This window comes from Pseudocolwellia sp. G5-9 (assembly GCF_055808995.1).
Window position 1 is genome coordinate 96,719 of the sequence record NZ_CM147893.1, and the last position, 24,336, is coordinate 121,054.

The window sequence follows — 24,336 nt, forward strand, 5'->3', positions numbered from 1 at the left end:
CCCGAGCTGAGGTTAATTAGGGTCTATTGAACTTTTATGTTTAAATTTTGTTCGAATTAAATGCTTGTTGATCGCGGTGCAAGAAATGTTGCCTAGTTGTGCTATGTAAATTTCTGCAACAATGAGCAAGAAATAGATCCGTAGGATAGCGTTTATTAGCCATTTCTACTACGTTATCGCCTATTAGAGTAGATAACCTGAGCTTGGCTTAACAAATGCTTCTCTAGCAGCTAGTTTTCCTAACTTCTGCGTTAAATTTACTTGTAATAGGGGAGTATTGACGCGAAATTTTCCTTGAATTAAGAAAAATTAGCAAACTAGAGGAACAATGAAATTGTTTTTTATTATATTTCAATGTGTTAAGTGTATCTTAAACCGAGTTCAGGTTAGATAACGACAAACATATGCTCTGCCTTGTATAAAAGGCTAATAAACTGCTGTAAAAAAATCAGCAAAGAGCAGCAGACCCTAGCTGAGTTGTTTTATTAAAGTTGAGTTGTTTTATTAATTAAATGTGATGGTATTAGTCAGTGCCTTAAATATAAAAATCTCAGCCGAAGCTGAGATTTTTATAAGAACAAATTTACTTTATTTATTGATTAAAAGTTATAAGATGCTTTTACGTAGTAGAAACCACCGTTAAAGCCAAATGGAGAGGTTTCATAATATTTGCCCCCCCAATTGTTGTTATCACCAGACCAATCAATTTTTTCTGCTTCTTGGTCAAAAATGTTTTGAGCCCCTAAAGAAACAGTAATATCGTCATTTACAAAGTAACTCACTTCAACATCAACAGTTACTGCAGCATCACCTTCTTTGATAGTGGCATCATAATCAACATGAACACCTTGATATTTGCCGTAGTAGTTTACACGAGTAAACATACTAATCATTTCCCAACCTTGAGACCATGTAAATGTTCCTCTATGGTTCGGTAAATCATTTTCTAAACGAGATACTTTGAAATCACCCGTAATTTCAGGAGAAAACTTATCAACTTCAGTTTCATTCCAGTTATAAGCTAATGCAAACGTTGTATCACCATCGAGCAATGAAGTTGAGTAGTTCGCTACAAAATCAACCCCTTGAGTGGTTGTATCAAAATCATTAGTAAAGAAACTCACTTGTTGAATAGAGTCAACATTGGGTACACCTGCCGCTTTTAATACGTCTTTATCATTATCGTCTAAATTATATTTAGCTGATTGAGAAATACGATCTTCAACTTGGATGTTATAGTAATCTAATGTGAAATAGAAACCATTAATATCCCATACAGCACCAAAAGCATAACTTTCAGACTCTTCAGGTGTGAGCTCTGTTGCGCCTAATTGGATCGCTACTGGGTTTGTCGGTGGTAGTAGGGCTGAGTCGCTTAACACACCATCACTTAAGTTTGTTTGTACATTTGAATAGTTAGCTTGACCAACTGTAGGCGCTCGGAAACCTGTACTTAATGAGCCTCGAAGTGAGAACTCATCAGTAATATTGTACTGAGCTGTTAACTTGTAATTTGTTGTATCACCAAATGAGCTGTAATCTTCATAGCGTAAAGCTGCGCCCATTAAGAAATTTTCAGTAAATTGTGCTTCTACATCGACATATAAAGCATAGTTTTGACGAGAGAATTTACCGGCGGCAGAAGGTTTAAAACCAGGGAAACCATTTGAACCAATACCAAAACCTTGAGAAGTTAATGGACCCGCTTCAAAAGCCGCGACATCACCTGAAGTCACTTCAAATGACTCTGAATGCCATTCGTAACCCCCAGCAACAATTAATGGAGACTCCATACCTGCTTCAAATTCTTTCACTAAATCAATGTTAAATGATTTTTCTAATTGAGTATGTTTACCCGGACTAAAGTCACGCGGAGTGACAGGACCTAAAGAAGCATTAAGCGTATCATAGATAACATAAGTGGATTCGTTGAAACCAACTGAGCCGCTTACATCATATTTAAGTGTATCGCTTATCTCACCACGAGTCCCCATAGTAATAGCTGTATCAACGATGTTACCACCGAAGTTAGGTGTAAAACCACCCGGTAACATTTCATTAAATGCGAAACAGTTTTGACCAACGGCTGTATTATCATCCGCAATTAAAGCGTAATCACTTTGTGTTAACACATTACTACTGGTGACATTAACTGTAGGACAAGCAATACCATTATCAAGCCCATCTAAATCAGCAATAAGAATGTTAGGTTGATAGTTTTCATCTTGAACGCCATTAACTATATCACCATTGATTTTACCATCACCATTTGTATCTACGCCGTCTGTATCACCATTACTATATACACCACTACGAGTATGTGGGTTACGGTAGTAAAAACCACCTTTAATGTTACGTTCAGAGAAGTTACCAAACATGTAAGCTTCTTTACCATTTCCTAAATCTAGACCAAAGTTACCAAAAACAGTCAGATCATCTTCTACTTCAGGAGAGCCCCAAACTTGAGCTAAACTATCAACATCCGTGTTACCGGCTTCGATTAAAGCGGCGGCATCAGCACGCTGTACACTTCGGCTTGTAGCATCAGCTGTTTTATATTGAAAACTTAAATTAGCAAAGCCATTGGCAGATAATGGTAAGCCTATGTTACCGGACACTTCTGTAGTATCGCCATCTCCTTCGTAGTATGAACCATGACGCACCGTAAGGTTTCCACCCTCATCATCATCTTTTAAAACAAAGTTCATTACACCCGCAATAGCATCTGAGCCGTATTGTGCCGCAGCACCATCTCGTAATACTTCAACTTGCTTTAACGCAGCACTTGGAATAACAGAAATATCTGGACCTTGTGCACCATCATTAATACCACCACCTAATAAGGCAATAACAGAGGCACGATGACGACGTTTGCCGTTAACTAGGATTAATGTACTGTCAGATGAAAGACCACGTAAGTTAGCGGGTTTTACTAAACTAGCCGCATCTGAGATAGGATTTTCATGAACGTTAAAAGAAGGAACGGTTCCTTTAATAAGGTCTAGCATATTAGTGTTACCTGCTTTACCTAATTCGTCAGCTCCAATTAAATCAACGGGAACGGGTGAATCATTTACTGAGCGAGGCGCACCACGTGAGCCTACTACAGCGATACGTTCAACTTTTTCTTCTTTTGCGCCGGCTTCATTCTCAGCAGCAGAAACAGCGGTTGTTCCTAGAGCAACACTCACAGCAAGCGCTAACGTAGTATTACGAAATTTTATAGACATATTTTTCCCTTATTAAATTTGAAGACTAATTCTTATTATTGATTTTTTAATTATTTAGTTCAGTTGCTATTTATTTAACATTTGCAACTTAGTTCTAAAGAGCCAATATGTATGGGAATCCGTAAAAAAACTTATTTATTTTTTGTTTTTTTTATTTTTAATTTTTTTGTTGTTGATTTTATTGTTTATTTTTTTGTACTTGTTATTGCTAGTTAACCCGGATTTGGGTTAATTATTCAAATTGGTATGAATGTCTTGTATCGATAGGGTTAGGTAGATAATGTAATAAAACGGGTATAAAAGATTTTTCTTAAATATTTAGAATGTTTCTGTAACCATTAATCTGACAAAATAATAGGGGCTTTTAGGCTTTATCACTTTTATTATAAAGCCTAAGGTACTGATAATTTATGTTATTTTATTTTTTAAGGTGGTTATGTTTTTTTAGTAAGCAATATTTTATTTGAATCAAGGCGCTGAGACTTCATATTAAAAGAAAGTTCTATAGCTTCAATTAGCGCTTCACTATCTTCTAAGTCAAAACGGCCACTTATTCGTATGTTATGCAGTGAGGGATCTTTTAGTACAATCTCTATGTTTACATAACGGTTAATTTCTTTAATGACATCTGCAAACTCTTTATTATCAAATACTAATTTTCCATCAATCCATGAAAGTTCACGTTTGATATTTTCAGGGTTAATACGTGTTAATTTTGGAGATTGATCACTGGCTACTATAACTTTTTCACCCTTAGCAATATAAACGTCATCTTTATTAATTGTTGTATTATTTAACTCTTCAATATCGGTTAATTTAGTATTAAGTGCTACTTTTGACATTTTAACTTTACCGTCAGTAACCGTGACTTGAATATTCTCAGGTTCCAAATGAATGACAAACTTTGTTCCTATAGCTTGAACTAGACGATCTCCAGCATACACAATAAATGGGCGATTAGGATCATGTGCAACTTCAAATAAAGCTTCTCCTTTTATTAATTTAATTATACGTTTATCATCAGAAAATTCAGTTTCAATTCGGCTATTAGTATTTAAGTGTATGATTGAACCGTCATCAAATGTTGCATTCATTTGTTGTCCTACTAAAGTAGCATATGAATTTTTTTGCACATTATTAGGTATCGCTAACCAAATAAAAACAGCTAAAAAACTCATGCTTGCGGCTAAAACATAAGGTGCAAAAATAGGCTTTAAGACTGACCATAAATATGTGTTTTTTGACGAGCTTTCATTATCATTATCAATATTAATAAGTACTTCATCTATATCATCCCAAATGTTAGCCATAGCTTTTAATGCTATAGGATGTCTTTTATCTGCTGCTAACCAGATCTTTAACTCTTTTCTTGATTGATCAGATAAATTACCATTATCTAGTCGTACTAACCAAATAGACGCTTCGTCATCAATCGTATTCTCTGAATGAAGTGGAATTACTTTATTGCTTGGATTCATTTTATACGCTCTTTGTTTGATTGATGTAGCTGTGTTGGAAGTTCAAGTTCATTGATTTCATATCCTTGTGCATAAAGTGATTGTTTGCACTGTTTTAAGCCTGTAGCAATATATTTCTCAACTGAACTAACTGATACATCCATTTTTTTTGCTATTTCTTTATGGCTTAAGCAGTATAATTTTCTTAACAATATCGCCCGACGGTTTTTTTCAGGTAATGAACTTAATACTTTACTAAAACGCTCAAACTTACGTTTTTGGTATAGCTCTTTTTCAACTTTATTATCAACATCGTCTTCTAGTAAAGCCTCATCTAATTCTGTATGTATTTCTTTTGATTGTTGTATTAATTTTTTTAGAACTAAATTTCTTGAAACAACAAATAGGTAATCTTTAGGGGATTTTATTTGTTGTTTAGCATTAGAGTTTAAAACCCTAATAAATGTTTCCTGTAAAATATCATCAACATCTTGTTGTTTTACACTCATCTTCATAATCGAACGCACTAAACCATCTCTACATGATTGAAAAGCGGCTAAAACTTGATTGTTCGACTGCTTATTTGTTGGCATTTAATGTTTCCAATAATACGCTATTTTATTAAAGAGTTTAGTTACGGCTTAATCCGTAATTATTTTAGTAAAAACGATAAAAAAATATTACATAGAAATGAATATTCAAGTCACATTCAAGGTGACAAAATGTTCATCTTGATAGGGGATGAATGTATTTAAATATAGCGTATAACAAAAATAGATTATAATCGAAAATTTCTTAAGCTATATTTTATAGAAGGTTATGTTTGTTGATAAAAGCTGATGATTATAAATATTTTGATAAATATGTATGGATTAGTTGTTAGATAGACTCTTTAACTGTATTGATAAATAAATTTACGTACACAATTAAAATATAATTATAACGGTGGAAATTATTTTGGAATTTGAAACACTTTTTTCTTTAGGTCTTTATTTTAGTGCAATGCTTGGTATAGGGCTTTATTCGTATTATAAATCAACAAATGATGTTTCCGGATATATGCTTGGCGGGAGAAGCTTAAGCCCAAGTGTTGCTGCGCTTTCTGCTGGAGCATCTGATATGAGTGGTTGGATGTTAATGGGCTTACCTGGCGCTATGTATATTTCAGGTCTGAGTAGTTTATGGATTGCAATAGGCTTAGTTATAGGCGCATTTTTAAATTATATTATCGTTGCGCCTCGCTTGAGAACTTATACTGAAGTGGCTAATGATTCAATTACATTACCCGATTTTTTTGAAAATCGCTTTAATGATAAGTCACGCATGTTAAGGATAGTTTCTTCGATTGTTATTGTTGTTTTTTTCACGCTTTATACCTCAAGTGGTATTGTTGCTGGTGGCAAGTTATTTGAAAGTTCTTTTGGTTTAAATTATGAAGTTGGCTTATATGTTACAGCGGGTGTTGTTGTAGCGTACACATTATTTGGTGGTTTTTTAGCTGTGAGCCTAACTGATTTTGTTCAAGGCTGTATAATGTTTGTTGCATTGGTCTTAGTGCCCATAGTAGCGATTAGTGAAGTAGGGGGCTTATCAGAAATGCATTCAAGCATTAATACCATAAATCCTGCCTTGTTAGATGTTTTTAGTGGGGTGAGCTTAATTGGTATTCTTTCAGCGATGGCTTGGGGGTTAGGTTATTTTGGTCAACCTCATATCATTGTTCGCTTTATGGCTATTCGTAGTGTTAAAGATATGCCTACAGCTCGTCGTATTGGCATGAGTTGGATGATTGTTTCTATTATTGGAGCTATGGCTACAGGCTTTTCTGGTATTGCTTATGTGGCCAAAACCGGCATAGAGCTTGATGACCCTGAAACTATTTTTATTCTCTTGTCTCAAATTCTATTTAGTCCATTAATTGCTGGGTTTTTATTAGCAGCAATTTTAGCTGCCATTATGAGTACCATTTCTTCCCAACTATTGGTTACATCAAGCTCTTTAACTGAAGATTTTTATAAAACATTTTTACACCGCGATGCTACAGATAAGCAACAAGTATTCGTAGGACGTATATCTGTGTGTTTAGTGGCGTTAGTTGCAATTTACTTAGCTTACGATCGAGACTCATCTATTTTATCATTAGTGAGTAACGCTTGGGCAGGTTTTGGTGCCGCTTTTGGGCCTGTTGTTATTGGTAGTTTATATTGGAAAAAAATGACCAAAAATGCTGCTTTAGCTGGAATGATAACAGGAGCGATAACTGTATTATTATGGGTCTATGTTCCTATCACTATTAATGGTGAGTCATTAAGTTCAGTAATGTATGAAATCGTTCCTGGGTTTATTTTATGTTCTTTAGTTATTTATGTGGTAAGTAAATTGGCACCTCAAGATGATACTGAGGTTTTAGCTAAGCATGATGAAATGTTAACGCATCACATTTAATTTTATAGCGTATTTGAAATATCGCTGGATATTGAGATTTTGGTATCTAGCGAAGTTTTATACCCGTAAGCATTCAAGTGCTCTGAAATAGTCCCTTGATTGGTAACGGGTATAAGACCATTCTAGTCAGCCTAATGGTTAATTACTTGTAAAGCTATCTCACAGCCTTTAGTACTAGCAGCGTTACAGCCAATCATAAAACTATTTTTAATCAAAGTCGTCATAGTTGTTTTAAACTATGACCAAGCTTTTGGCTTATTTAAATAAACTTCACATTATTAACGAATTAAACTTAATCTTAGAAAGAAAATATGCTCTAATTAAACTGGTTATTTATACAGTTTTGGACAGGTATGCAAATAGACGAGTTATTTAGGTTGTTAAACGAGTATTCAACAGTAGGAATTTTTATATTACTTGTTGTGATCTTTGTTATTAATATCGTTCAGTATTTTAGTCAGCGATCGAAAGTGTCTTTAATTAACGAACATTTATTTCAGTTAATAAATGATCAAACCTTAGCCAAACAAAATAGTATTGAACGAGGTGTTGAATTAAGCCAATTAAGTCAAATTACGCATTCATTTAAACCTTACATGGAACAACAAATTGCTGATCTGAAAATGAAACTCATGCGTCAGCAATTAGAGCAAAGCCAGCAGCAACAACAGCAACAAAATACATTCAGTGAACAAATTCTTAAAGCGCTACATGAACACCAACAGCAGTTTAGTCAAAATCAACATAAAGCCGTTGACCAACTTGTTGAACATTTATCTAAAGCAAGTCAATCTAATCGCCAAGAACTCGCTAAATCTCTTGAATCGTCTGCTGTACAATTAAGCCAAGGTATTGAAAAACTCACTGAGTCAACCGATAAAAGACTGAAAGAAATTAACGCGCAAGTTGAGCAACGCTTAGCGGAAGGCTTTGAAAAAACCACTAAAACCTTTAATGATATTTTGAAAAGACTCGCGCTTATTGATGATGCTCAAAAGAAAATAACCGAGTTATCAACCAATGTTGTGAGCCTACAAGAAGTACTTGCAGACAAACGTTCAAGAGGGGCTTTCGGTGAAGTACAACTTACCGCGTTAATCAGAAACGTGTTACCAGAACAACATTTTTCATTGCAGCATACTTTATCAAACGGAAAAATAGCAGACTGTTTATTAATGTTGCCCAAACCTACGGGTAATGTAGTTATCGATTCCAAGTTCCCATTAGAAAGTTATAAAAAAATGGCAGATAATCAGTTAGGTGATTACGATCGAAAAGCCGCTGAACGTCAATTTAAAGTGGATATTAAAAAACATATAAATGACATTAGCGATAAATACTTAATAGATAAAGAAACCTCAGACGGCGCTATTATGTTTATTCCTGCTGAAGCTATTTTTGCCGAGATACATGCTCATCAAAGTGACTTGGTTGATTACGCTAATAAAAAACGCGTTTGGTTAGCGTCGCCAACAACGTTAATGGCTATATTAACTACGTCTAGATCAGTACTGAAAGACGAAGAAACACGTAAACAAATTCATGTAATACAAGCTCATTTATCAGGTTTGTCGGATGATTTTGGGCGCTTTAGAAGTCGATTTAATAACTTAGCCAAACATATAGATCAAGCGGCAAATGATGTTAAGCAGATTCATACCTCAGCAGATAAAATATCAAACCGTTTTGAAAAAATAGAAAGTGTTGATTTAGATTTAATTGAAGAAAAGAAGTAAAATAAATTTTTAAGCCTATTTACATTCGGTACATCGTATTTTTAAAGGACTATTTGTGAAAAAATTATTAACGTCAGCTTTAGTATTATTTATTATTTCGTTTAGCTTCATAGCCAAAGCTGATGTTTATCAGCAACTTATTTCGGGTAACTTATCTCAAATAAAAATAGCTTCTCAAACAATGGCTGCAGGTCGTGAAAACACTCGAAATAATGCTGATATATTAGCTGAAATATTATTATCTAAATATGAAAATGCGCTATCTATTGAAGTAGATACTTTATCTTGGGCATGTAAAGCGTTAGCGGCGACAAACGATGGACGTTATAGAAATTTACTTATAAATATAGCGAATAGTAAAACTCATAAAAAATTAAGAAAATACGCCAAAAGTTCTTTTAAAAAACTCCCTAAAAGCCAAGATGAATATAAAAGAGGGAGTATAGATTTAACTGCAGTAAATAAATCTTCAGTAAATAAACCTGAAGTAAACAAGCCGCTAAAAATTAAATCTGTTGTACCTAAAGCGAGCTTAAACAAAAAAGAACGTACCTTGTTTGCTATTGCAAAAGGAGACTTACGTTCAATAAAAGCCATTGCTCAAAGAGTTCAAGCTAATGGCGAGGTTGATAGTGATATTGCCGATGCTTTAAGCGAGTTTATTCTCAATAACCATACCAAAGCCGCAGCATACGAAGTTGATCCACTGGCTTGGATTTGCCGAGCATTAGGTGCTCTTAATAATGGACGTTACACTCAAGTTATGGAAATTGTCTCTGAAAAATCGAATGTAGCTAAAATAAGAGATTATGCTCATGATGCTTATAACGACTTACCAAAAGTTGAAAACTCTTATGTTAAAGGTACGGTAGATTTCAACGCTATTATTCAAAAATATAAGGCCTAACTTAAAACGCTAAAGCTTTTGTTTAATTGTCGATTTTATAAAAGCTTTGTGGGGAGAGTTGTATCACTTGTGTTTCTTCTTTTTCTTCTTTTTAGGATGCTTAAAATTAAGTGGTATCGTCATATCCGATTGAACCAAAAACATTGTATCTTCAATTGTAGGCTCACCGCTAAATAAACTGGGGTTTTGTGAAAAAGCTACAGGCTCTTTAGGAATTGAAGATATAGACGTATCTAATATATTGTTTTTATTTATATCTTGAAAAGCTCTGATTGAATATTTCCCTTGCGTTACCCCATCAAAATAAACAATAAGCTGATTATCATTTAAGGTAATAGTTTTTGTTTTTAGTGGCTTGAGTAACGTCCATTGTGCTGACTTTTCATTAACGATCTTAAATAATTCAAATGTTATTGGCGCATCAAGTGTTTTTAATTTTTTGATGGTGATGGCTAACTTAAATGCTTTATCTTGTGGTGTAGCGAGTGAGATAAAACTAAAAAAAAAGAATGTAAATATAAATAAGTATATGAGAGGCTTGAAGTTCACGAGTAGGGCATTTTTATTTACAAAAGGTTTTGCTATGATACGCCACTTAATTTTATCGGGCAATAAAAGGACTATTTAGTGCGAAATGTATTAGTTATTGGTTATTCGCAAACAGGGCAATTAACTCAAATAACAAACGCTATTACAGGGCCTTTAAAAGCAGCTAAAGACATTAATATTGATTACCATCAAGTTGTTCCTAAAGCAGCCTATTCTTTCCCTTGGTCTTTTTTTGATTTTTTTCAAATAATGCCTGAATCGGTTTATATGAAGCCGATCGAATTATCATCGCGTGCACCTATCCATAAAAAATACGATTTAATTATTTTGTCTTATCAAGTGTGGTTTTTGTCGCCTTCTTTACCTATATCAAGCTTCTTACAAACAGAAGACGCCAAAATACTTTTTAAAAACACGCCAACTATTACCGTACTGGGTTGCCGTGGTATGTGGTTAACTGCGCAAGAGAAAATGAAAGGTTTATTGAATAATTTAGGCGCGAAGTTAATTGACAATATCGTTCTGGCAGATGAATGTGGCGCTGGTTTTAGCTTTTTAGCTACACCTCTATGGATGTTTACTGGCAAGAAAAAATCATGGTCTTGGGTGCCAAAAGCAGGCGTTTCAGATAAAGATATTACGGATGCAAAACGTTTTGGTGATGCGATTATTGAACGATTTGAAGACGTTGAACTAAATAAAAAAGATTTGTCTGAACCGATAATGCAAGGGTTGCAAGCGGTAAAAGTAAATGAAAAATTTATTTTTAGTGAAAAAATAGGGCATCGCAGTTTTAAAGTTTGGGGCAAGTTATTAATGCTTTTAGGTCCTCAAAATACGATACGTCGAAAATTAGGGTTATGTTTTTATACCACTTTTTTATTAGCTTTAATTATTACTGTTGTACCTATTACCGCATTAATTATTAAATTACTTTCTTCAATTTTTAAAGATAAAATATCTAAACAAAAACAGTATTATGCTCAACCTTCAGGAGAGTAAACGAGCTATGGTAAAACGTGTATTTATTAATAACATTTCAGCAGTACTTCCTAATGAGAAAGTTTCAAACTCAGATATGGAAGAAGTTATTGGTAAAATAGCAGGTAAAAAATCTCGTGCTAAACCTGTAATTTTAAGAAGTAACGGTATTAAATCTCGCTACTATGGTATAGATCCTCAAACAGGTGAATTTAATTATACTAATGCGTCTTTAGCCGCAGCTGCCGTACGTAAACTTTTTAATTCTGAAGCTGAACTAAACGCTATTGATAGCTTAGTTGCTAGTACTTCTATGGCAGATCAAGTTATGCCAAATCATGCAGTTATGGTGCATGGTGAATTAAAGAACCCTCCTTGTGAAGCTGTTTCAACGTCAGGTATTTGCTTATGTGGTATAACTGCATTGAAATATGCTTTTTTAAATATTAAAGCCGGTGAAAGTAATAAAAGTGTTGTGGTAGCAAGTGAACTTGCGTCAGGTATTATGAAATCTGAGAACTTTGAAGCTGAATGCGAACATAAACTTTCACAGCTTAATACAACACCTGAAATCGCTTTCGAGAAAGACTTTTTACGCTGGATGTTAAGTGACGGCGCAGGTTCTGTTTTAGTGTCAAATGAACCTAACGCCAAAGGAATCTCGTTAGAAATTGATTGGATTGATGTATCTTCTTTTGCTAATGAAATGGAAGCTTGCATGTATTCTGGAGCTGACAAAAAAGATGGGCAACTCGTTGGTTGGATGAATTACAGTGCTCAACAAAGAGAACAGCTCTCGATAATGTCGGTGAAGCAAGACGTTAAATTGTTAAATGAAAATATTGTAAGAACCACTGTTGAAAAAGCTTTGTCTCAAATTATCAGTAAAAGAGGCATAGTAGCGCAAGATTACGATTACTTCCTTCCTCATTATTCTTCCCATTACTTCAGAGAAAGATTGTTTGAAGGTTTAGTGAATATTGATTTTTCTATTCCGTATGAAAAGTGGTTTACTAATTTGACTGAAAAAGGGAATACAGGATCAGCCTCTATTTTTATTATGTTAGAAGAACTATTTAAAACTAAAGCGCTTAAACCAGGACAAAAAATATTGTGTTATATTCCTGAAAGTGGACGCTTTTCAAGCGCCTTTATGCAATTAACCGTGGTGTAATATGAAAAAAGAAGAAGTTCCTCAAGACTCATGTAAATCATACAGTGGCCATAAAAAGCTGATATATGCAGTAGGTGACGAAGGTCATTATGAAGGCGTAAAATCTTCTGGCTGGGAAGTAGAAGGCTTTGCAACCGAAATGGCAGTAAAAGCTTTAGATGAACAATTAGCCCAAGCGACAATCGATTACCAACAAGGAAAAGTATCGCCTTTAGGTTATTACATTCCATTATTTCGTTTCGACTTAATGTCTTTAGCTCATGCAACTGGCTTTTTTCAATGGCAAATTAAGCGTCATATCACAGTGAAAACATTCAATAAATTATCAGACAAAAAATTAATGAAATACTGCACTGTGTTTAATATTTCATTAGAAGAACTTAAAAAACCGGTAATAAAATCATGAATGCGCCTTTAAATCATATTGTTCATCGTCAATCCTCTCATTGTGAATCAGGCGTAGTGGCTAACATGCTCAATAGTCAAGGGTATGAGTTATCAGAACCTATGGTATTTGGTTTAGCTTCAGCATTAATGTTTGTGTATTTACCTATGGTTAAAGTGGGCGGACTACCGCTTATTGCTTATCGTATGCCGCCTAAGTCAATTATCTCTTCAGTGTGTAAAAAGCTTAATGTGAAATTAACTTCGCAAAAATTTTCAAATGAAGACGAAGGAATGAAAGCATTAGATGAAGCTTTAGCAAATGGAAAGTTAGTGGGCCTACAAACTTCAGTTTATTGGTTACCTTATTTTCCTGAAGATATGAGGTTCCAATTTAACGCACATAACTTAATGGTATATGGAAAAAATGAAGCAGGTGATTATCTGATCAGTGATCCTGTGTTTGAAGACGTTGTTACTTGTCCTGCAGAAAACTTAAAACAAGCGCGTTTTGCTAAAGGTATGCTGGCGGCAAAAGGTTTAATGTATGTTATGGATAAACCCGAAGTAACAGGAGATCTAGCTATACAAATTAGAAAAAGTATTAAAAAAACAGCCAAAATGATGAATGGTCTTATACTGCCTTTTTTTGGTATCAAAGGCATTTATCACTTAGCTAAAAAAATAGATAAACTCAAAAACGCGCCAGAACAAGAAGTTGGCATGTTTTTAAGTAATATCGTTAGAATGCAAGAAGAAATAGGCACCGGCGGTGCAGGCTTTAGGTTTATGTATGCAAGCTTTTTAGATGAAGCTTCGCAATTATTAAAAGACGATGAACTACATCAAATCTCTCAATTTACCACCGAAGTAGGTGATTTATGGCGAGAGTTTGCGATGAAAGCCGTACTGTTTTGTAAAAAACGTAAAAATATCACTTTAGAAGAAGTATCTGCAAGTTTAAGAGTATGTGCTGAACATGAAACTCTTTTACGAGAAAAGCTATTAGCGTGGAGCAAATAAATAATGAATCGTAGAGTTTTAGTCACAGGATCAGGTAAAGGGATTGGTAAAGCTATAGCATTGAAGCTTGCTGATATGGGATTTGATATTTGTTTACATTGTCGCTCAGACATAAACAGTGCAAAAGCGGTTGCAACATTAGTTGAAGAAAAAGGCGTAAAAGCAAATGTTGTTCAGTTTGATGTTGCTGATAGACAGTTAGCGAAGCAAGTGCTTGATGCGCAAATTGAATCATTTGGAAGCTTTTATGGCGTTGTATGTAACGCTGGTATTTCAGCTGATACGGCATTTCCAGCAATGACAGAACAAGAGTGGGACAGTGTTATTCATACAAATTTAGATGGTTTTTATAATGTATTACACCCCCTTGTTATGCCAATGGTTAGTGCACGCAAAGGTGGTCGAATTATTACTATTTCTTCTTTATCTGGAGAAATTGGTAACCGTGGACAAGTGAATTACAGTGCATCAAAGGCAGGGGTTATTGGCGCAACAAAAGCCTTAGCGCTTGAATTAGCTAAACGTAAAATCACCGTTAATTGTGTAGCTCCAGGCTTAATTGAAACTGAAATGACAGATGATTTAGCGATTGGTGATATTAAAAACATGATCCCATTAAGAAGAATGGGTAAACCTGAAGAAGTTGCTAGTGCTGTCGGTTTTCTTATTTCGGATGATGCCGGTTACGTTACACGACAAGTGATTTCTGTAAACGGCGGGATTTCATAAAACTTATGTTCCTCGTTAATCAAAGGGTTATTACTTTTGTTTTTTTTGTATTTACATACATTCATAATGTAAATGCAAACGAATCCTCATTTTTAAAAAATGCTCAATACTCTATTGGAATGGGAGCTGGTGTTACTTACCTTAATGATTATATAGGTTCAGATGAGTCTACTGCTTATTTGTTTCCATTTCCTTTTATCTATTTTAAAAATGATTATTTGAAAATTGATAGAAATGCCTTTGAAGGAAATATCTTTACTAATAAAAAATGGCATTTAGCGTTTGATGCGGCAGGAAATTTACCTGTTGATAGCGAAAATAACAAAGCTCGAATGGGAATGCCTGATTTAGATTGGGTGGGTGAAATTGGCCCTTCTATTGAGTATTATATTCAAGGTGATACCCAAAGCAAAAATAAGCTCTATATTGATTGGTCTGTTCGAAAAGCGATAGCAACAGACTTTAAACATATCGATAATATTGGCTGGGTTTCACAACTGAGTTTAACTCAAAAATATGTTGTACAACAAAAAGTACAGGGTGGTGATGTGGTTATCGACTCATCGATTTCAGCACTGTACAATTCTTCACAATACTCAGGTTATTATTATGATGTACTGGTTGAGTATGAAACTGATGTAAGGCAGCAGTATACAGCGAGTTCAGGATATGCAGGATTTAGGCTTGCAATTGGTGGCACTTGGCGTAAAAATAACTATTGGGTAGGTATTTTTACTCGGTACAGCAATATTGATAAAACAGCGTTTGAACACAGTCCCCTTGTTAAAAAAAATCATAACTTATTAGCTGGGATTGCTGTTTCATATATATTTTTAGACAACTAAAGGGAATAAAAAAATGAATATAAGTAAATTGGTAATTGCTTCAATTGTAACTCTGGTCATGACATCATCAGCGCAAGCTCGAGATGATCGTAATAGATATGACATTCAATCTTTATTGGAAAGTGAAAAAGCTAAAAACGCACTATTAGATGTGCCATTGCATTTTGCTGAAAATAGTCCAACAAAATTTGAATCAAAGTATGGTGAAGTGTCTACGAATAAAAAAACCAATGCTTTTATGAAAAGTGATCAAGAAGCATGTGAGTGGGCAATGTTGTCAGCATTAAAAGCGTTACAAGAACGTGCAGTAAGAGAAGGAATGACAGATGTAATTAACATTACATCTAATTATAAAAACCAACCTTTTTCATCAGCAACTGAATTTGAATGTGGTTCTGGTGCCGTTATGGCGGGTGTTGCATTAAAAGGCACACTAGTAAAAATAGCTAAATAATTTTACACCTACGCTGTGATGTTTAATTGCCATGGCGTAGGTATTTGAAAAAATTATTAAAATAATAGGTGCATAATTTAATGTAACTTGATAAGTTTACGTTTAAAAAAAGGACACATACCAAAAAAGGACACATACCTCGTTGGTATGTAATTTCTGTTAAAAATAAAATAAAGAAGAAATTAAAATGAAGAAATGGCTTTTTTCAAATAATGGTGAGATCACCAACCCCTTCACTTTTGCTGAAGCGCAAGCATATATTTCAGAAAACTCAAATCTAGATTTATATGTTTGGCATCCGTCTTTTACCCATTGGATGCCACTGAATAGTATTGATGATTTTGATGTTGAAATATCTATCCCTATTCCCCCTGTAGCTCTACCAAAAGAGCTTATAGAAGAATATAAAAACCAAGAGCAAGGATTGTTTAAAACATTAGTCCGAATAGACAATACGCTAGGCAATACTCGAGCGGCACTGTCTGAACTTGATAATGATATTGATACATATCAAAGCTTTACAGAAAAGCTAAATACTGAAGTTGAAATCACACTCAAGAATGTACGTAAACAATATGCTGCTTTACAAAAAAGTATTGATGACTTTAAAAAGGATGAACTTGTTTTTTGATTATAAATAAGTTTTAACATTTAGTTTATAATAACAAGAAGATAATAATTATGAAAAAATGGTATTTTTCAGATAATGGCAAAGTAACAGGGCCATATAGTCTAAATGATGCAAGTTCTTTACTTGCTAAAAATAATGAGTTGTATGGATGGACTTCTTCTTTTAGTCAGTGGTTACCCGTTGCACTCATTCCAGAATTAAGTGAATTTATTTCTGACGCTAAACCTGCAGTTCAGGTCTCAAAAGAGTTAATAGATAAATTTGTCACTAAAAAACGTGATTTGAATAAAAAAGTTGTATTAATTGATGAAAAGATTAAAAAAACTCAAGCGCATATTAATACTTTTGAAAAAGAAATAAATAACTACAAAAATTTAACGGAAAGTTTATCTTCAGACGTGCAAGATAATATTTTACCTTTAGAAAAAAAATATCAGTTGGTAACTAAACAGCTTAAAGAGCTAATTAAAGCATCTGAAATATCTAAACATGAAATAATTGATGTTGTAGAAGAGTTTGGCGATTTAGTTTTAAGTAAATCTAATGAAGATTCGGCAGTATTATCAGAACTTAAAGAATTGCCTGAGCTTAACAATACAGCAGATAAAGTTGTTCAAATAAAAGAAACAGTTAAAAAAACGCCTGTAAAGGTTAGTCCTCCAGAGGTTGTAAAAACTGAAGCGCATAAAACTGTTGGCAAATCAGCTGTTGTTGATAAAACGACCGTAGAGAAAGTTGTTCATTTAAAAGAAAGTGCTGAGCCAAATACACAAACATCACCTTCAAGCCATACTGATGAGCCTATAGAAGAAAAATTAGCTGATGGCGAAAATAAAGCTTTTATGGGTGTTAAAAATAAGTTCAAGTCTGTTTTTAAACCTAAAACTGAAGAACCTGTAATGAGGTTATCGGATCAACTAAAACAATTAGACAAAGTACCTAAAGAAGAACCAGTATTTATTGATTCTGATATAAATATGGATGATGATTTACTTGAAGATAATGACGATAAGAAAAAACGTAGAAGACGTAGACGTTTTTAATTGCTCTGAGTAAAAAGGAAACAACGATGTTTCCTTTTTACTATCTAGAGGGAGGAAATACTTAGACTTTAATTAACCTAAAGAATAATTGTTCTAAAAGTTAAATTTATTCTAGGTGAATGAGTTTGAGTTGTTGTCGGCAGTTTGTGTAACCAATAACGCTGAACCTCATCTTTCATCACCAAAATACTTCCATGCTGTAACAATAAGTTGATCGTTTCTTGTGATTCTTTATGCTTAAAAGAAAATTTCCGTTCAGCACCAAAGGTTAAAGAAGCAATAGCGCCATGAGGCTTTAAATCTTTTTCATTGTCGCTGTGCCAGCCCAAGCCTTCAGAGCCATCATGATATAAATTTAGTAAACATGAGTTATAGCTTTCGCCTGTAACTAACTCGACTTTTTCTTTTAATTTACATAGTAATGGTGTCCAAGGTAATGCTATTTTACTCGCATTAGAATAAGTATAACTAAAGGGCTGAGAGCCATACCAAGCCACTTTTCGTTTTGTAATGATGTGTTTCCCATACATAGCGGCTTCGTCATTTCGAAACGGAGTATTATTTAATAGTTGCTGATAACAAGCATTTGCAGTTCGAAGAGAAAATACAACACCGTAATAGTTAACTGTACCATCTCGGTGTAGCCAGTTTTTTAATGATTGATCTGATCCTTCAAATAAATCCATTGATAAATTATCGCTAATTTTATTCATTTTTTACGACTTTTTAAGCTATTGGCTGTTGAATTAACTAAAAGATAATTACCTTAAAACTTTATTACCTTCTTTTATTATTGTATCAGACACTTTTTTAAATAACCCTTTCAGTAGCGACCATCTGTGCCAGTATAGTGTTCGAATAACTTGTTTTTCAGGTAATAAATTGACTAATTCACCTGACTTTAGCTCGTTTTTTATTTGTAATTCAGCTATTAAGCAATAGGCTAACCCTTGTTTGGCAAAATTGACAAAAGCTTCTGACGAGTGCACCACATGACAAGGGTAGCTATCAGATAATAAACCAAATTCTGACTTAATAAATTCAGCATGCATTCTATCTTTGTGATCAAATAATAAGCCAGGAGCTTTTATTAAAGTATTTTTATTAATTCCTTGCTTGAAGAACTTGTTTTTGAAGCTAGGCGAGGCAACAAGGGTATAATTCATAACTCCTAATTTATCCACAACACAGCCGGATAATGGTGTTTCTTGTGTACTAATAGCACCAAAAACCTCACCGTCTTTTAACTTGTAAATAGTATTGGTTTCATTCGCAACCTCTAAATTTAGCTCGATAGGGTGCTTGTTAATTAAAGGTGTTAATACAGGCACTAACCAAGTGGCTAAGCTATCGGCATTTGTTGCTAACGAGATTCTAATAGGCGATATAGGATCTTCAGGAAATATTTGAGGCAATAAATCAGCTTCTAATTGTTGAACTTGGTAGTAATGATTTAGTAATTTCTTACCTACCTCCGTAGCTACTATAGGAGTTGAACGAATAAGAATAGGTTGAGAAATTAATTGCTCTAACTGCTTTATACGTAGTGATACCGCAGGTTGAGTCAAAAATAAAAACTCGGCGGCTTTTTCAAAACTTTGTAGTTTAATAACCGCACTAAAAGCATGTAATAGTTTATAGTCAATATTTTTCATAAAGAATGTATTAATAAATTTTATGTCTTATAAATATTATTAATTATATTTATGATTAGTTAAAGGGTAATCTTCTTTTAATTCTATACACACAACGTTTATTTAAGAAATAGAGAGGTTAAATACACATGATATTGTCAGCTATGTTTCAAGGGATTTTTCTTGGTGCGGGAATGATCATTCCAATAGGTGCTCAAAATGCTTATATTTTAGGGCAAGGTATTAATCGTAATCATCACCTCTTGGCAGCAACTTTATGCATTATTTGTGATATTACCCTCATTTTGGTTGGAATATTTGGCGCCAGCGTATTAATTAGCAGTAGCGAATTACTGATGAAAATAATTACATGGGGAGGTGTTCTATTTTTATCTTTTTATGGGCTTATATCTTTTAAAAGTTTTTTTAAAAATGCTTATGAACAATCGACTAAAAAATCCAGTTTTAAAAGTAAAAAAGTTGTTATTGCTACAACCATTGCCGTTACTTTGTTAAACCCCCACGTTTATTTGGATACTGTTATGATTTTAGGTAGTGTTGGAGGTCAATTTGAAGGTGATGCGCGACTTGCTTTTGCCGTTGGCACTATTATAGCGTCAATCATGTGGTTTTATGGTTTAGCCACTGGTGCAGCTAAAATGGGACCTCTTTTATCAAAACCTAGCGTGATAAGAGGTATTGATTTTGCCGTAGGGTGTATTATGTGGTTTATCGCTTTTACTTTGTATATGAATACACTGAATTAAATCAGGGGCTGTTGATCTTTGTTGATTGTTTCGAACAAAATTTAAACATGAAAATCAACAGTTCCTAATCTTAATAAGGAAAATTAATGACAAATATTGGAATTTACATTTACGATAATGCTGAAGTTTTAGATTTTTCAGGACCGTTTGAGGTGTTTACAACAGCAGAAAGAATTTCTCAACAACCATTATTTAATACATTTTTAATTAATCAGGCTAATCAAATAGTTAATGCTAGAGCAAATTATAAACTTGTACCCGATTATCAAATTAATAATCATCCAGAAATTGATTTATTAATCATCGTGGGTGGCGATCATACAAACGAAGTGCACAAAAAACAGGTAATCAACTGGATTAAAGCGCAGAGTGAGAAAGCCAAGTTAGTCGCCTCTGTATGCACGGGGGCATTCTTATTAGCTAAAGCGGGCGTTATTCATAATCATAAAGTAACAACCCATTGGGAAGATATCGACGATCTACAAACGCAATACCCAAACCTAAAAGTTAAACGTAATGTACGTTGGGTCGAACAAGGAAATATCACCACATCTGGTGGCATTTCAGCGGGTATAGATATGAGCTTATATCTTGTAAGTAAGTTAGCATCTGAAGAACTTGCTATAGCTACAGCTAAACAAATGGAGTTTAGCTGGATAAAAAACAAGCAGGAAGATTAAGCCGGAGTTTGTAAACTATCTAACCATTCTTTTGGTGATAAACCACAGGTTTTTCTAAATACTCTAGCAAGGGCTGAAGCTGTTTCATAGCCTACGCTGTTGGCAACAATACTGACACTTTTTCCTTGTTTTAATAAGGTTTGCGCAACACCCACTCGCCAGTTGACTAAATACTCATTGGGTGTTTGTCCAATAACTTTCTTAAATTCTTCTGCAAATTTAGAACGAGACATAGCGGCATTTTCTGCCATTATTTCTAAAGTCCAACTTTCTTCAGGAGCATTATGTAATTTCTGTAATACCTTTTTTAATTGCGGATGCATCAGTCCAGACAACATACCTTGTGCTAACTCGCCTTTGTTTATTAAAGAACGGATCATGTTAATAATAAATATTTCCATAAGGCGATTCATCACGGCTTGTCTACCTTGTTGCTCTTCTTCTCCCGCTTCTTGAATAATCCAATCAATATTGGTTTGTAAAAAAGGGGATTGCTCTAAAGGAAGAATTAATAAGTCAGGTAATGTGTCAGCCAATAAACTAGAAGTGCTACTACCATAACTTAAGGTTGCACAAATCAGCTCGGCATTATCTATTTCTCTTGCTTGTAGGCCGTGCTTAAGAGGTCTAGGAAGAAAAATAAGTGAAGGTTTATCTAATACTATTTTTTGTTTATTTAACCCAACAATTGACAAAGTACCACTACGCAGTAAATGTATATGTCCCTCTAACGCATCATTATCGTTAAAGTTTGATAAGCCACAAAGCTTACCTGTGTAAAATACTCCAGCTTGTAATGTAAAGCGATCTATTATCTGAGAAAGGTGATCCATAGCAGTATCGGACGATATGATTCAAAGTGTGGACGATTGTATCCCACAGCAGTACCGATCAACACTATTATTTCATTCGTACTAAACACTAACTAATTATTTATTAAATAACGAATGAGGAAATACATTATGTATAAAACGACGTTAAAAACGCTTTTAGCTGGTTCAATTTTAGTGGTAAGCAGCTTATCTTTTGCTGCTGATGTAGACATGAATGCAGATGTTAATGATTTAGCTATTCAAGGCTACGATCCGGTAAGTTACTTTGAAAATTCTCAACCAACAATCGGTAATGCGAACTATACTGCAACTTATAAAGGTGGCATATATCGTTTTAGTTCAGAAGAAAATCGCGACACGTTTAAAAGCAGCCCAGAAAAGTATGCACCTCAATATGGTGGATATTGTGCATTTGGTGTATCAATGGAGAAAAAATTTGATACAGATCCATTAGCTTGGAAAATTGTTGATAACAAGTTATATCTTAACTTAAACAAAAGTGTTCAAAAGAAATGGTTAACAGATGTATCAGGATATTTAAACACAGCAAACGAAAATTGGCCTGAAATTAAAAGTGTTGAAGCAACAAAACTTTAATTAATTACCAATTAAATGAAATTTAGAATCTATTTGTTCGTTCTTATAGATTCTAAACAATAATATTTTATTTTAAAAAAAGAGGAAATAACTATGAGTCATAAAGTAGCATTATCAAGCGCATTAGCAGCAGCTCTTACTTTGGGTGTTGTTACAGATACAGTAGCTGGTGAAGAAAGAGTTAAGAAAGAAAAATGTTACGGCGTATCGTTAGCTGGGCAAAATGATTGTAGTAATATTGCTGGTACGCATTCTTGTGCTGGTCAATCAACTGTAGACAACGACCCAGGGGAGTGGCGTTTGGTAACTAAAGGTCAATGTAAAATTAAAGGCGGCTTAACGAGTAAAGAAGCTCGTGCAAAAATTAAGCAACAGTCTTAACTTTTTTCGATGTTTCTGGAGTAAAATTTATGATTTCTGAGAATCTAACAACATTAAATAAACTCCCTTTAATTGGTGTTGGTTTAAGGTATGAGCATTACGATGACGCCTTAAACACTCCAGCAAACATCGACTTTATTGAAGTTCATGCAGAAAACTTTTCTGCAGAGGGCGGTGCAAGTTATCAGCTAATGAATGATATTAGCCAACACTATGCTGTAAGTTTGCATGCAACATCTTTAGGATTAGGATCGGTAGTACAAAGCCCTCTTAAGCAAATTGAGCAGTTAAATACTTTAATAAAACGTTGTAAGCCTATTTTAGTATCAGATCATGCGTGTTTTAGTTGGGCAGATATTAATGATCATAATGTACATGGTGGCGATTTATTACCAGTCCCTTTTAATGATGAAAGCCTCAATGTGATGGCGGCCAATGTTTTACGTGTACAACGAATTTTAGGTCGAACCATACTGGTGGAAAATTTATCCGCTTATATCAAATTACCTGGCTCTACGTATACTGAAAGTGAATTTTTAACTAAGTTGTGCGAGCTTACAGAGTGTAAATTGCTCATAGATTTAAATAACTTGGTAGTTAACGCAACAAATTATGCTTTGTTAAATGAATCTCACGAAAAAATTAACGTTGTTGAATATGCTAAACAATGGTTAGCTGATATTCCAACGCATATCGTGGGAGAATTTCATTTAGCGGGTTGCACGCCTGTATCGGCTAATAATTTAATGATAGATGATCACAGTAAACCTGTATCTATTGATACATGGTCAATTTATCATTTTGCCCTTACACGATTTGGCGCTATACCTACATTGGTTGAATGGGATGAAAACCTTCCGTCATGGGAAACATTAATAGCAGAAGCGAACAAAGCTCGAGACATCGCAAAACTCGTTCTTGGCGACAATAAAGCACTTGATTTTGAAAAGATAGTTAATCAAGACGATAGTATTGAATGTGAGAGTTTTCAGCATGCTTAGCCAACAGCAATCAGTACTATTAAAGGCTATATTTTGGGGTGGAAACCAAGCAGGTACAGGAAGTAAAAATAAAGGTCTTGAAATATATCAACACAGTTTAATTGCTAATGCCGCACGAGCGTTATCAATAACATTTGCAACGGTTCATTCATACCTGGGTAAAAAAAAATTTGATGCAATAGTTGAAGCGTATTTAAAAACAGAGTTAAAACAAGAATACGATTGGGGCGAGTTTGGTTGTACATTTCCTCAATTTATTGAAGCACAGAGTGTAGATAATGCCTATTTACTTTCTCAAATTGCTAAGCTCGATTTTATTTGCCATCAATCAGAGCGTAGCCAAGATGTTGATGTTGACTTAACCACACTTAACTTATTAAGTGAGCGTGATGCATACGAGCTCTATATAACCTTTTGTGCAGGTATAAAGTTGATGCAATCATCTATACCATTAGACGAAGTAAATAATACTATTACTCAACTAACACAAGAGCAAAAAATTAATCAACTTGATGATGTTACTCAGCAACTTACTGAGTTTTCAACAAGGTATAAAAACGGCAATATTCAAAATAGCACACCCTACTGTTTTGTTATTTGGCGACCAGATTTTCAAGCGCAATACACCCGTATTACGACTGAAGAATACCAATGGTTTCATATTCTGTTGGACAAAAGTAGAAAACAAAAAGCTTCTATAGGGCAAGCACTTGATGAAATGCAAGATACAGAATTTTCATTAATTGAATGGTTACCTAAAGCGATAAAAGAACAGCTTATTAATGGTATTTATATAAATTCATTAACAAGTTAATAATTATAACAACCCCTATATTTATTCAAACACAAGGAACC

General features: G+C 34.2%; 25 protein-coding genes. 18 read left to right on the top strand and 7 right to left on the bottom strand.

Features of this window, described 5'->3' with window-relative positions:
- Positions 1-599: 599 nt before the first annotated feature.
- The 3 genes from AC0L5Q_RS00390 to AC0L5Q_RS00400 form a co-directional block, all read right to left on the bottom strand.
- A complete protein-coding gene (locus AC0L5Q_RS00390; protein WP_473618346.1) occupies positions 600-3,224 on the bottom strand; it encodes a TonB-dependent receptor plug domain-containing protein in 2,625 nt (874 codons plus the stop codon).
- A 440-nt stretch (positions 3,225-3,664) separates the two neighbouring features.
- Entirely contained in the window at positions 3,665-4,708 is a 1,044-nt protein-coding gene (locus AC0L5Q_RS00395; RefSeq protein WP_473613538.1) for a FecR family protein, read from the bottom strand.
- The gene (locus tag AC0L5Q_RS00400; RefSeq protein WP_473613539.1) at positions 4,705-5,280 is read right to left on the bottom strand and encodes an RNA polymerase sigma factor; all 576 of its coding nucleotides are present in this window, start codon (positions 5,278-5,280) and stop codon (positions 4,705-4,707) included. The genes AC0L5Q_RS00395 and AC0L5Q_RS00400 overlap by 4 nt, the downstream gene beginning before the upstream one ends.
- A 364-nt stretch (positions 5,281-5,644) precedes the next feature.
- Here AC0L5Q_RS00400 and putP point away from each other — a divergent pair, with 364 nt between their 5' ends.
- The 3 genes from putP (at position 5,645) to AC0L5Q_RS00415 (ending at position 9,775) form a co-directional block, all read left to right on the top strand.
- Positions 5,645-7,132 (top strand): sodium/proline symporter PutP, encoded by a 1,488-nt coding sequence (putP, locus tag AC0L5Q_RS00405; protein ID WP_473613540.1) that lies wholly within the window; start codon positions 5,645-5,647, stop codon positions 7,130-7,132.
- A 353-nt stretch (positions 7,133-7,485) separates the two neighbouring features.
- A complete protein-coding gene (locus tag AC0L5Q_RS00410) occupies positions 7,486-8,868 on the top strand; it encodes a DNA recombination protein RmuC (protein ID WP_473613541.1) in 1,383 nt (460 codons plus the stop codon).
- A 55-nt stretch (positions 8,869-8,923) separates the two neighbouring features.
- Positions 8,924-9,775: a hypothetical protein gene (locus AC0L5Q_RS00415; RefSeq protein ID WP_473613542.1), complete on the top strand. Its 852-nt coding sequence runs from the start codon at positions 8,924-8,926 to the stop codon at positions 9,773-9,775.
- Between the two features lie 63 nt (positions 9,776-9,838).
- On the opposite strand, the gene AC0L5Q_RS00420 is transcribed toward AC0L5Q_RS00415, so the two are convergent.
- On the bottom strand, positions 9,839-10,387 hold the full coding sequence (locus tag AC0L5Q_RS00420) for a DUF2141 domain-containing protein (RefSeq protein ID WP_473613543.1): 549 nt from the start codon (positions 10,385-10,387) through the stop codon (positions 9,839-9,841).
- Between the two features lie 15 nt (positions 10,388-10,402).
- Here AC0L5Q_RS00420 and AC0L5Q_RS00425 point away from each other — a divergent pair, with 15 nt between their 5' ends.
- The 9 genes from AC0L5Q_RS00425 to AC0L5Q_RS00465 all read left to right on the top strand — a co-directional run bounded on the left by AC0L5Q_RS00425 (position 10,403) and on the right by AC0L5Q_RS00465 (position 17,588).
- Entirely contained in the window at positions 10,403-11,326 is a 924-nt protein-coding gene (locus AC0L5Q_RS00425; protein ID WP_473613544.1) for a dialkylrecorsinol condensing enzyme, read from the top strand.
- A gap of 7 nt (positions 11,327-11,333) precedes the next feature.
- A complete protein-coding gene (locus tag AC0L5Q_RS00430) occupies positions 11,334-12,479 on the top strand; it encodes a beta-ketoacyl-ACP synthase III (protein WP_473613545.1) in 1,146 nt (381 codons plus the stop codon).
- Position 12,480: 1 nt separating this feature from the next.
- Positions 12,481-12,885: a DarG family dialkylresorcinol biosynthesis protein gene (locus AC0L5Q_RS00435; protein WP_473613546.1), complete on the top strand. Its 405-nt coding sequence runs from the start codon at positions 12,481-12,483 to the stop codon at positions 12,883-12,885.
- Positions 12,882-13,886, top strand: coding sequence for a BtrH-related acyltransferase DarH (gene darH / locus AC0L5Q_RS00440; RefSeq protein ID WP_473613547.1), 1,005 nt, complete (start codon positions 12,882-12,884; stop codon positions 13,884-13,886). The genes AC0L5Q_RS00435 and darH overlap by 4 nt, the downstream gene beginning before the upstream one ends.
- Before the next feature lie 3 nt (positions 13,887-13,889).
- Positions 13,890-14,615 carry a 3-oxoacyl-ACP reductase FabG gene (gene fabG, locus AC0L5Q_RS00445; protein ID WP_473613548.1) on the top strand — a complete coding sequence of 242 codons (726 nt, stop codon included), beginning with the start codon at positions 13,890-13,892 and terminating at the stop codon, positions 14,613-14,615.
- Between the two features lie 5 nt (positions 14,616-14,620).
- Positions 14,621-15,460 (top strand): MipA/OmpV family protein, encoded by an 840-nt coding sequence (locus AC0L5Q_RS00450; RefSeq protein WP_473613549.1) that lies wholly within the window; start codon positions 14,621-14,623, stop codon positions 15,458-15,460.
- Between the two features lie 13 nt (positions 15,461-15,473).
- Entirely contained in the window at positions 15,474-15,914 is a 441-nt protein-coding gene (locus AC0L5Q_RS00455; RefSeq protein ID WP_473613550.1) for an excinuclease ABC subunit A, read from the top strand.
- Positions 15,915-16,101: 187 nt separating this feature from the next.
- Positions 16,102-16,545 (top strand): DUF4339 domain-containing protein, encoded by a 444-nt coding sequence (locus tag AC0L5Q_RS00460; RefSeq protein WP_473613551.1) that lies wholly within the window; start codon positions 16,102-16,104, stop codon positions 16,543-16,545.
- A 50-nt stretch (positions 16,546-16,595) separates the two neighbouring features.
- Complete coding sequence (locus AC0L5Q_RS00465) at positions 16,596-17,588, top strand: DUF4339 domain-containing protein (protein WP_473613552.1); 993 nt, start codon at positions 16,596-16,598, stop codon at positions 17,586-17,588.
- A gap of 77 nt (positions 17,589-17,665) precedes the next feature.
- On the opposite strand, the gene AC0L5Q_RS00470 is transcribed toward AC0L5Q_RS00465, so the two are convergent.
- Positions 17,666-18,301 (bottom strand): alpha-ketoglutarate-dependent dioxygenase AlkB family protein, encoded by a 636-nt coding sequence (locus AC0L5Q_RS00470; RefSeq protein ID WP_473613553.1) that lies wholly within the window; start codon positions 18,299-18,301, stop codon positions 17,666-17,668.
- 48 nt (positions 18,302-18,349) lie between these two features.
- The gene (locus AC0L5Q_RS00475) at positions 18,350-19,243 is read right to left on the bottom strand and encodes a LysR family transcriptional regulator ArgP (RefSeq protein WP_473613554.1); all 894 of its coding nucleotides are present in this window, start codon (positions 19,241-19,243) and stop codon (positions 18,350-18,352) included.
- Between the two features lie 128 nt (positions 19,244-19,371).
- On the opposite strand from AC0L5Q_RS00475, the gene AC0L5Q_RS00480 reads away from it, so the two are divergent.
- Both AC0L5Q_RS00480 and AC0L5Q_RS00485 read left to right on the top strand, forming a co-directional pair.
- On the top strand, positions 19,372-19,989 hold the full coding sequence (locus AC0L5Q_RS00480; RefSeq protein WP_473613555.1) for a LysE/ArgO family amino acid transporter: 618 nt from the start codon (positions 19,372-19,374) through the stop codon (positions 19,987-19,989).
- Between the two features lie 86 nt (positions 19,990-20,075).
- On the top strand, positions 20,076-20,669 hold the full coding sequence (locus AC0L5Q_RS00485; RefSeq protein WP_473613556.1) for a DJ-1/PfpI family protein: 594 nt from the start codon (positions 20,076-20,078) through the stop codon (positions 20,667-20,669).
- Here the strand turns inward: AC0L5Q_RS00485 and AC0L5Q_RS00490 are convergent.
- Positions 20,666-21,502, bottom strand: coding sequence for an AraC family transcriptional regulator (locus tag AC0L5Q_RS00490; RefSeq protein WP_473613557.1), 837 nt, complete (start codon positions 21,500-21,502; stop codon positions 20,666-20,668). The two genes, AC0L5Q_RS00485 and AC0L5Q_RS00490, sit on opposite strands and share 4 nt — an antisense overlap.
- 129 nt (positions 21,503-21,631) lie before the next feature.
- On the opposite strand from AC0L5Q_RS00490, the gene AC0L5Q_RS00495 reads away from it, so the two are divergent.
- The 4 genes from AC0L5Q_RS00495 (at position 21,632) to AC0L5Q_RS00510 (ending at position 24,295) form a co-directional block, all read left to right on the top strand.
- Positions 21,632-22,099 (top strand): YHS domain-containing (seleno)protein, encoded by a 468-nt coding sequence (locus AC0L5Q_RS00495; RefSeq protein WP_473613558.1) that lies wholly within the window; start codon positions 21,632-21,634, stop codon positions 22,097-22,099.
- A 93-nt stretch (positions 22,100-22,192) separates the two neighbouring features.
- The gene (locus AC0L5Q_RS00500) at positions 22,193-22,480 is read left to right on the top strand and encodes a BufA1 family periplasmic bufferin-type metallophore (RefSeq protein WP_473613559.1); all 288 of its coding nucleotides are present in this window, start codon (positions 22,193-22,195) and stop codon (positions 22,478-22,480) included.
- A 29-nt stretch (positions 22,481-22,509) separates the two neighbouring features.
- Positions 22,510-23,481: an MbnB/TglH/ChrH family RiPP precursor modification enzyme gene (locus AC0L5Q_RS00505; protein WP_473613560.1), complete on the top strand. Its 972-nt coding sequence runs from the start codon at positions 22,510-22,512 to the stop codon at positions 23,479-23,481.
- Positions 23,474-24,295, top strand: coding sequence for an HvfC/BufC N-terminal domain-containing protein (locus AC0L5Q_RS00510; protein WP_473613561.1), 822 nt, complete (start codon positions 23,474-23,476; stop codon positions 24,293-24,295). Before AC0L5Q_RS00505 ends, AC0L5Q_RS00510 begins: the two co-directional genes overlap by 8 nt.
- Positions 24,296-24,336 lie beyond the last annotated feature (41 nt).

Bases quoted from the DNA above. Each gene is read 5' to 3' on its own strand.
- AC0L5Q_RS00435 (WP_473613546.1), top strand. From the start codon at position 12,481: ATGAAAAAAGAAGAAGTTCCTCAAGACTCATGTAAATCATACAGTGGC.
- AC0L5Q_RS00500 (WP_473613559.1), top strand. From the start codon at position 22,193: ATGAGTCATAAAGTAGCATTATCAAGCGCATTAGCAGCAGCTCTTACT.
- fabG (WP_473613548.1), top strand. From the start codon at position 13,890: ATGAATCGTAGAGTTTTAGTCACAGGATCAGGTAAAGGGATTGGTAAA.
- AC0L5Q_RS00450 (WP_473613549.1), top strand. From the start codon at position 14,621: ATGTTCCTCGTTAATCAAAGGGTTATTACTTTTGTTTTTTTTGTATTT.
- AC0L5Q_RS00495 (WP_473613558.1), top strand. From the start codon at position 21,632: ATGTATAAAACGACGTTAAAAACGCTTTTAGCTGGTTCAATTTTAGTG.
- AC0L5Q_RS00430 (WP_473613545.1), top strand. From the start codon at position 11,334: ATGGTAAAACGTGTATTTATTAATAACATTTCAGCAGTACTTCCTAAT.
- AC0L5Q_RS00505 (WP_473613560.1), top strand. From the start codon at position 22,510: ATGATTTCTGAGAATCTAACAACATTAAATAAACTCCCTTTAATTGGT.
- AC0L5Q_RS00460 (WP_473613551.1), top strand. From the start codon at position 16,102: ATGAAGAAATGGCTTTTTTCAAATAATGGTGAGATCACCAACCCCTTC.
- AC0L5Q_RS00490 (WP_473613557.1), bottom strand. From the start codon at position 21,502: ATGGATCACCTTTCTCAGATAATAGATCGCTTTACATTACAAGCTGGA.
- AC0L5Q_RS00510 (WP_473613561.1), top strand. From the start codon at position 23,474: ATGCTTAGCCAACAGCAATCAGTACTATTAAAGGCTATATTTTGGGGT.
- AC0L5Q_RS00395 (WP_473613538.1), bottom strand. From the start codon at position 4,708: ATGAATCCAAGCAATAAAGTAATTCCACTTCATTCAGAGAATACGATT.
- darH (WP_473613547.1), top strand. From the start codon at position 12,882: ATGAATGCGCCTTTAAATCATATTGTTCATCGTCAATCCTCTCATTGT.
- AC0L5Q_RS00465 (WP_473613552.1), top strand. From the start codon at position 16,596: ATGAAAAAATGGTATTTTTCAGATAATGGCAAAGTAACAGGGCCATAT.
- AC0L5Q_RS00400 (WP_473613539.1), bottom strand. From the start codon at position 5,280: ATGCCAACAAATAAGCAGTCGAACAATCAAGTTTTAGCCGCTTTTCAA.
- AC0L5Q_RS00475 (WP_473613554.1), bottom strand. From the start codon at position 19,243: ATGAAAAATATTGACTATAAACTATTACATGCTTTTAGTGCGGTTATT.
- AC0L5Q_RS00485 (WP_473613556.1), top strand. From the start codon at position 20,076: ATGACAAATATTGGAATTTACATTTACGATAATGCTGAAGTTTTAGAT.
- AC0L5Q_RS00455 (WP_473613550.1), top strand. From the start codon at position 15,474: ATGAATATAAGTAAATTGGTAATTGCTTCAATTGTAACTCTGGTCATG.
- AC0L5Q_RS00480 (WP_473613555.1), top strand. From the start codon at position 19,372: ATGATATTGTCAGCTATGTTTCAAGGGATTTTTCTTGGTGCGGGAATG.
- AC0L5Q_RS00410 (WP_473613541.1), top strand. From the start codon at position 7,486: ATGCAAATAGACGAGTTATTTAGGTTGTTAAACGAGTATTCAACAGTA.
- AC0L5Q_RS00470 (WP_473613553.1), bottom strand. From the start codon at position 18,301: ATGAATAAAATTAGCGATAATTTATCAATGGATTTATTTGAAGGATCA.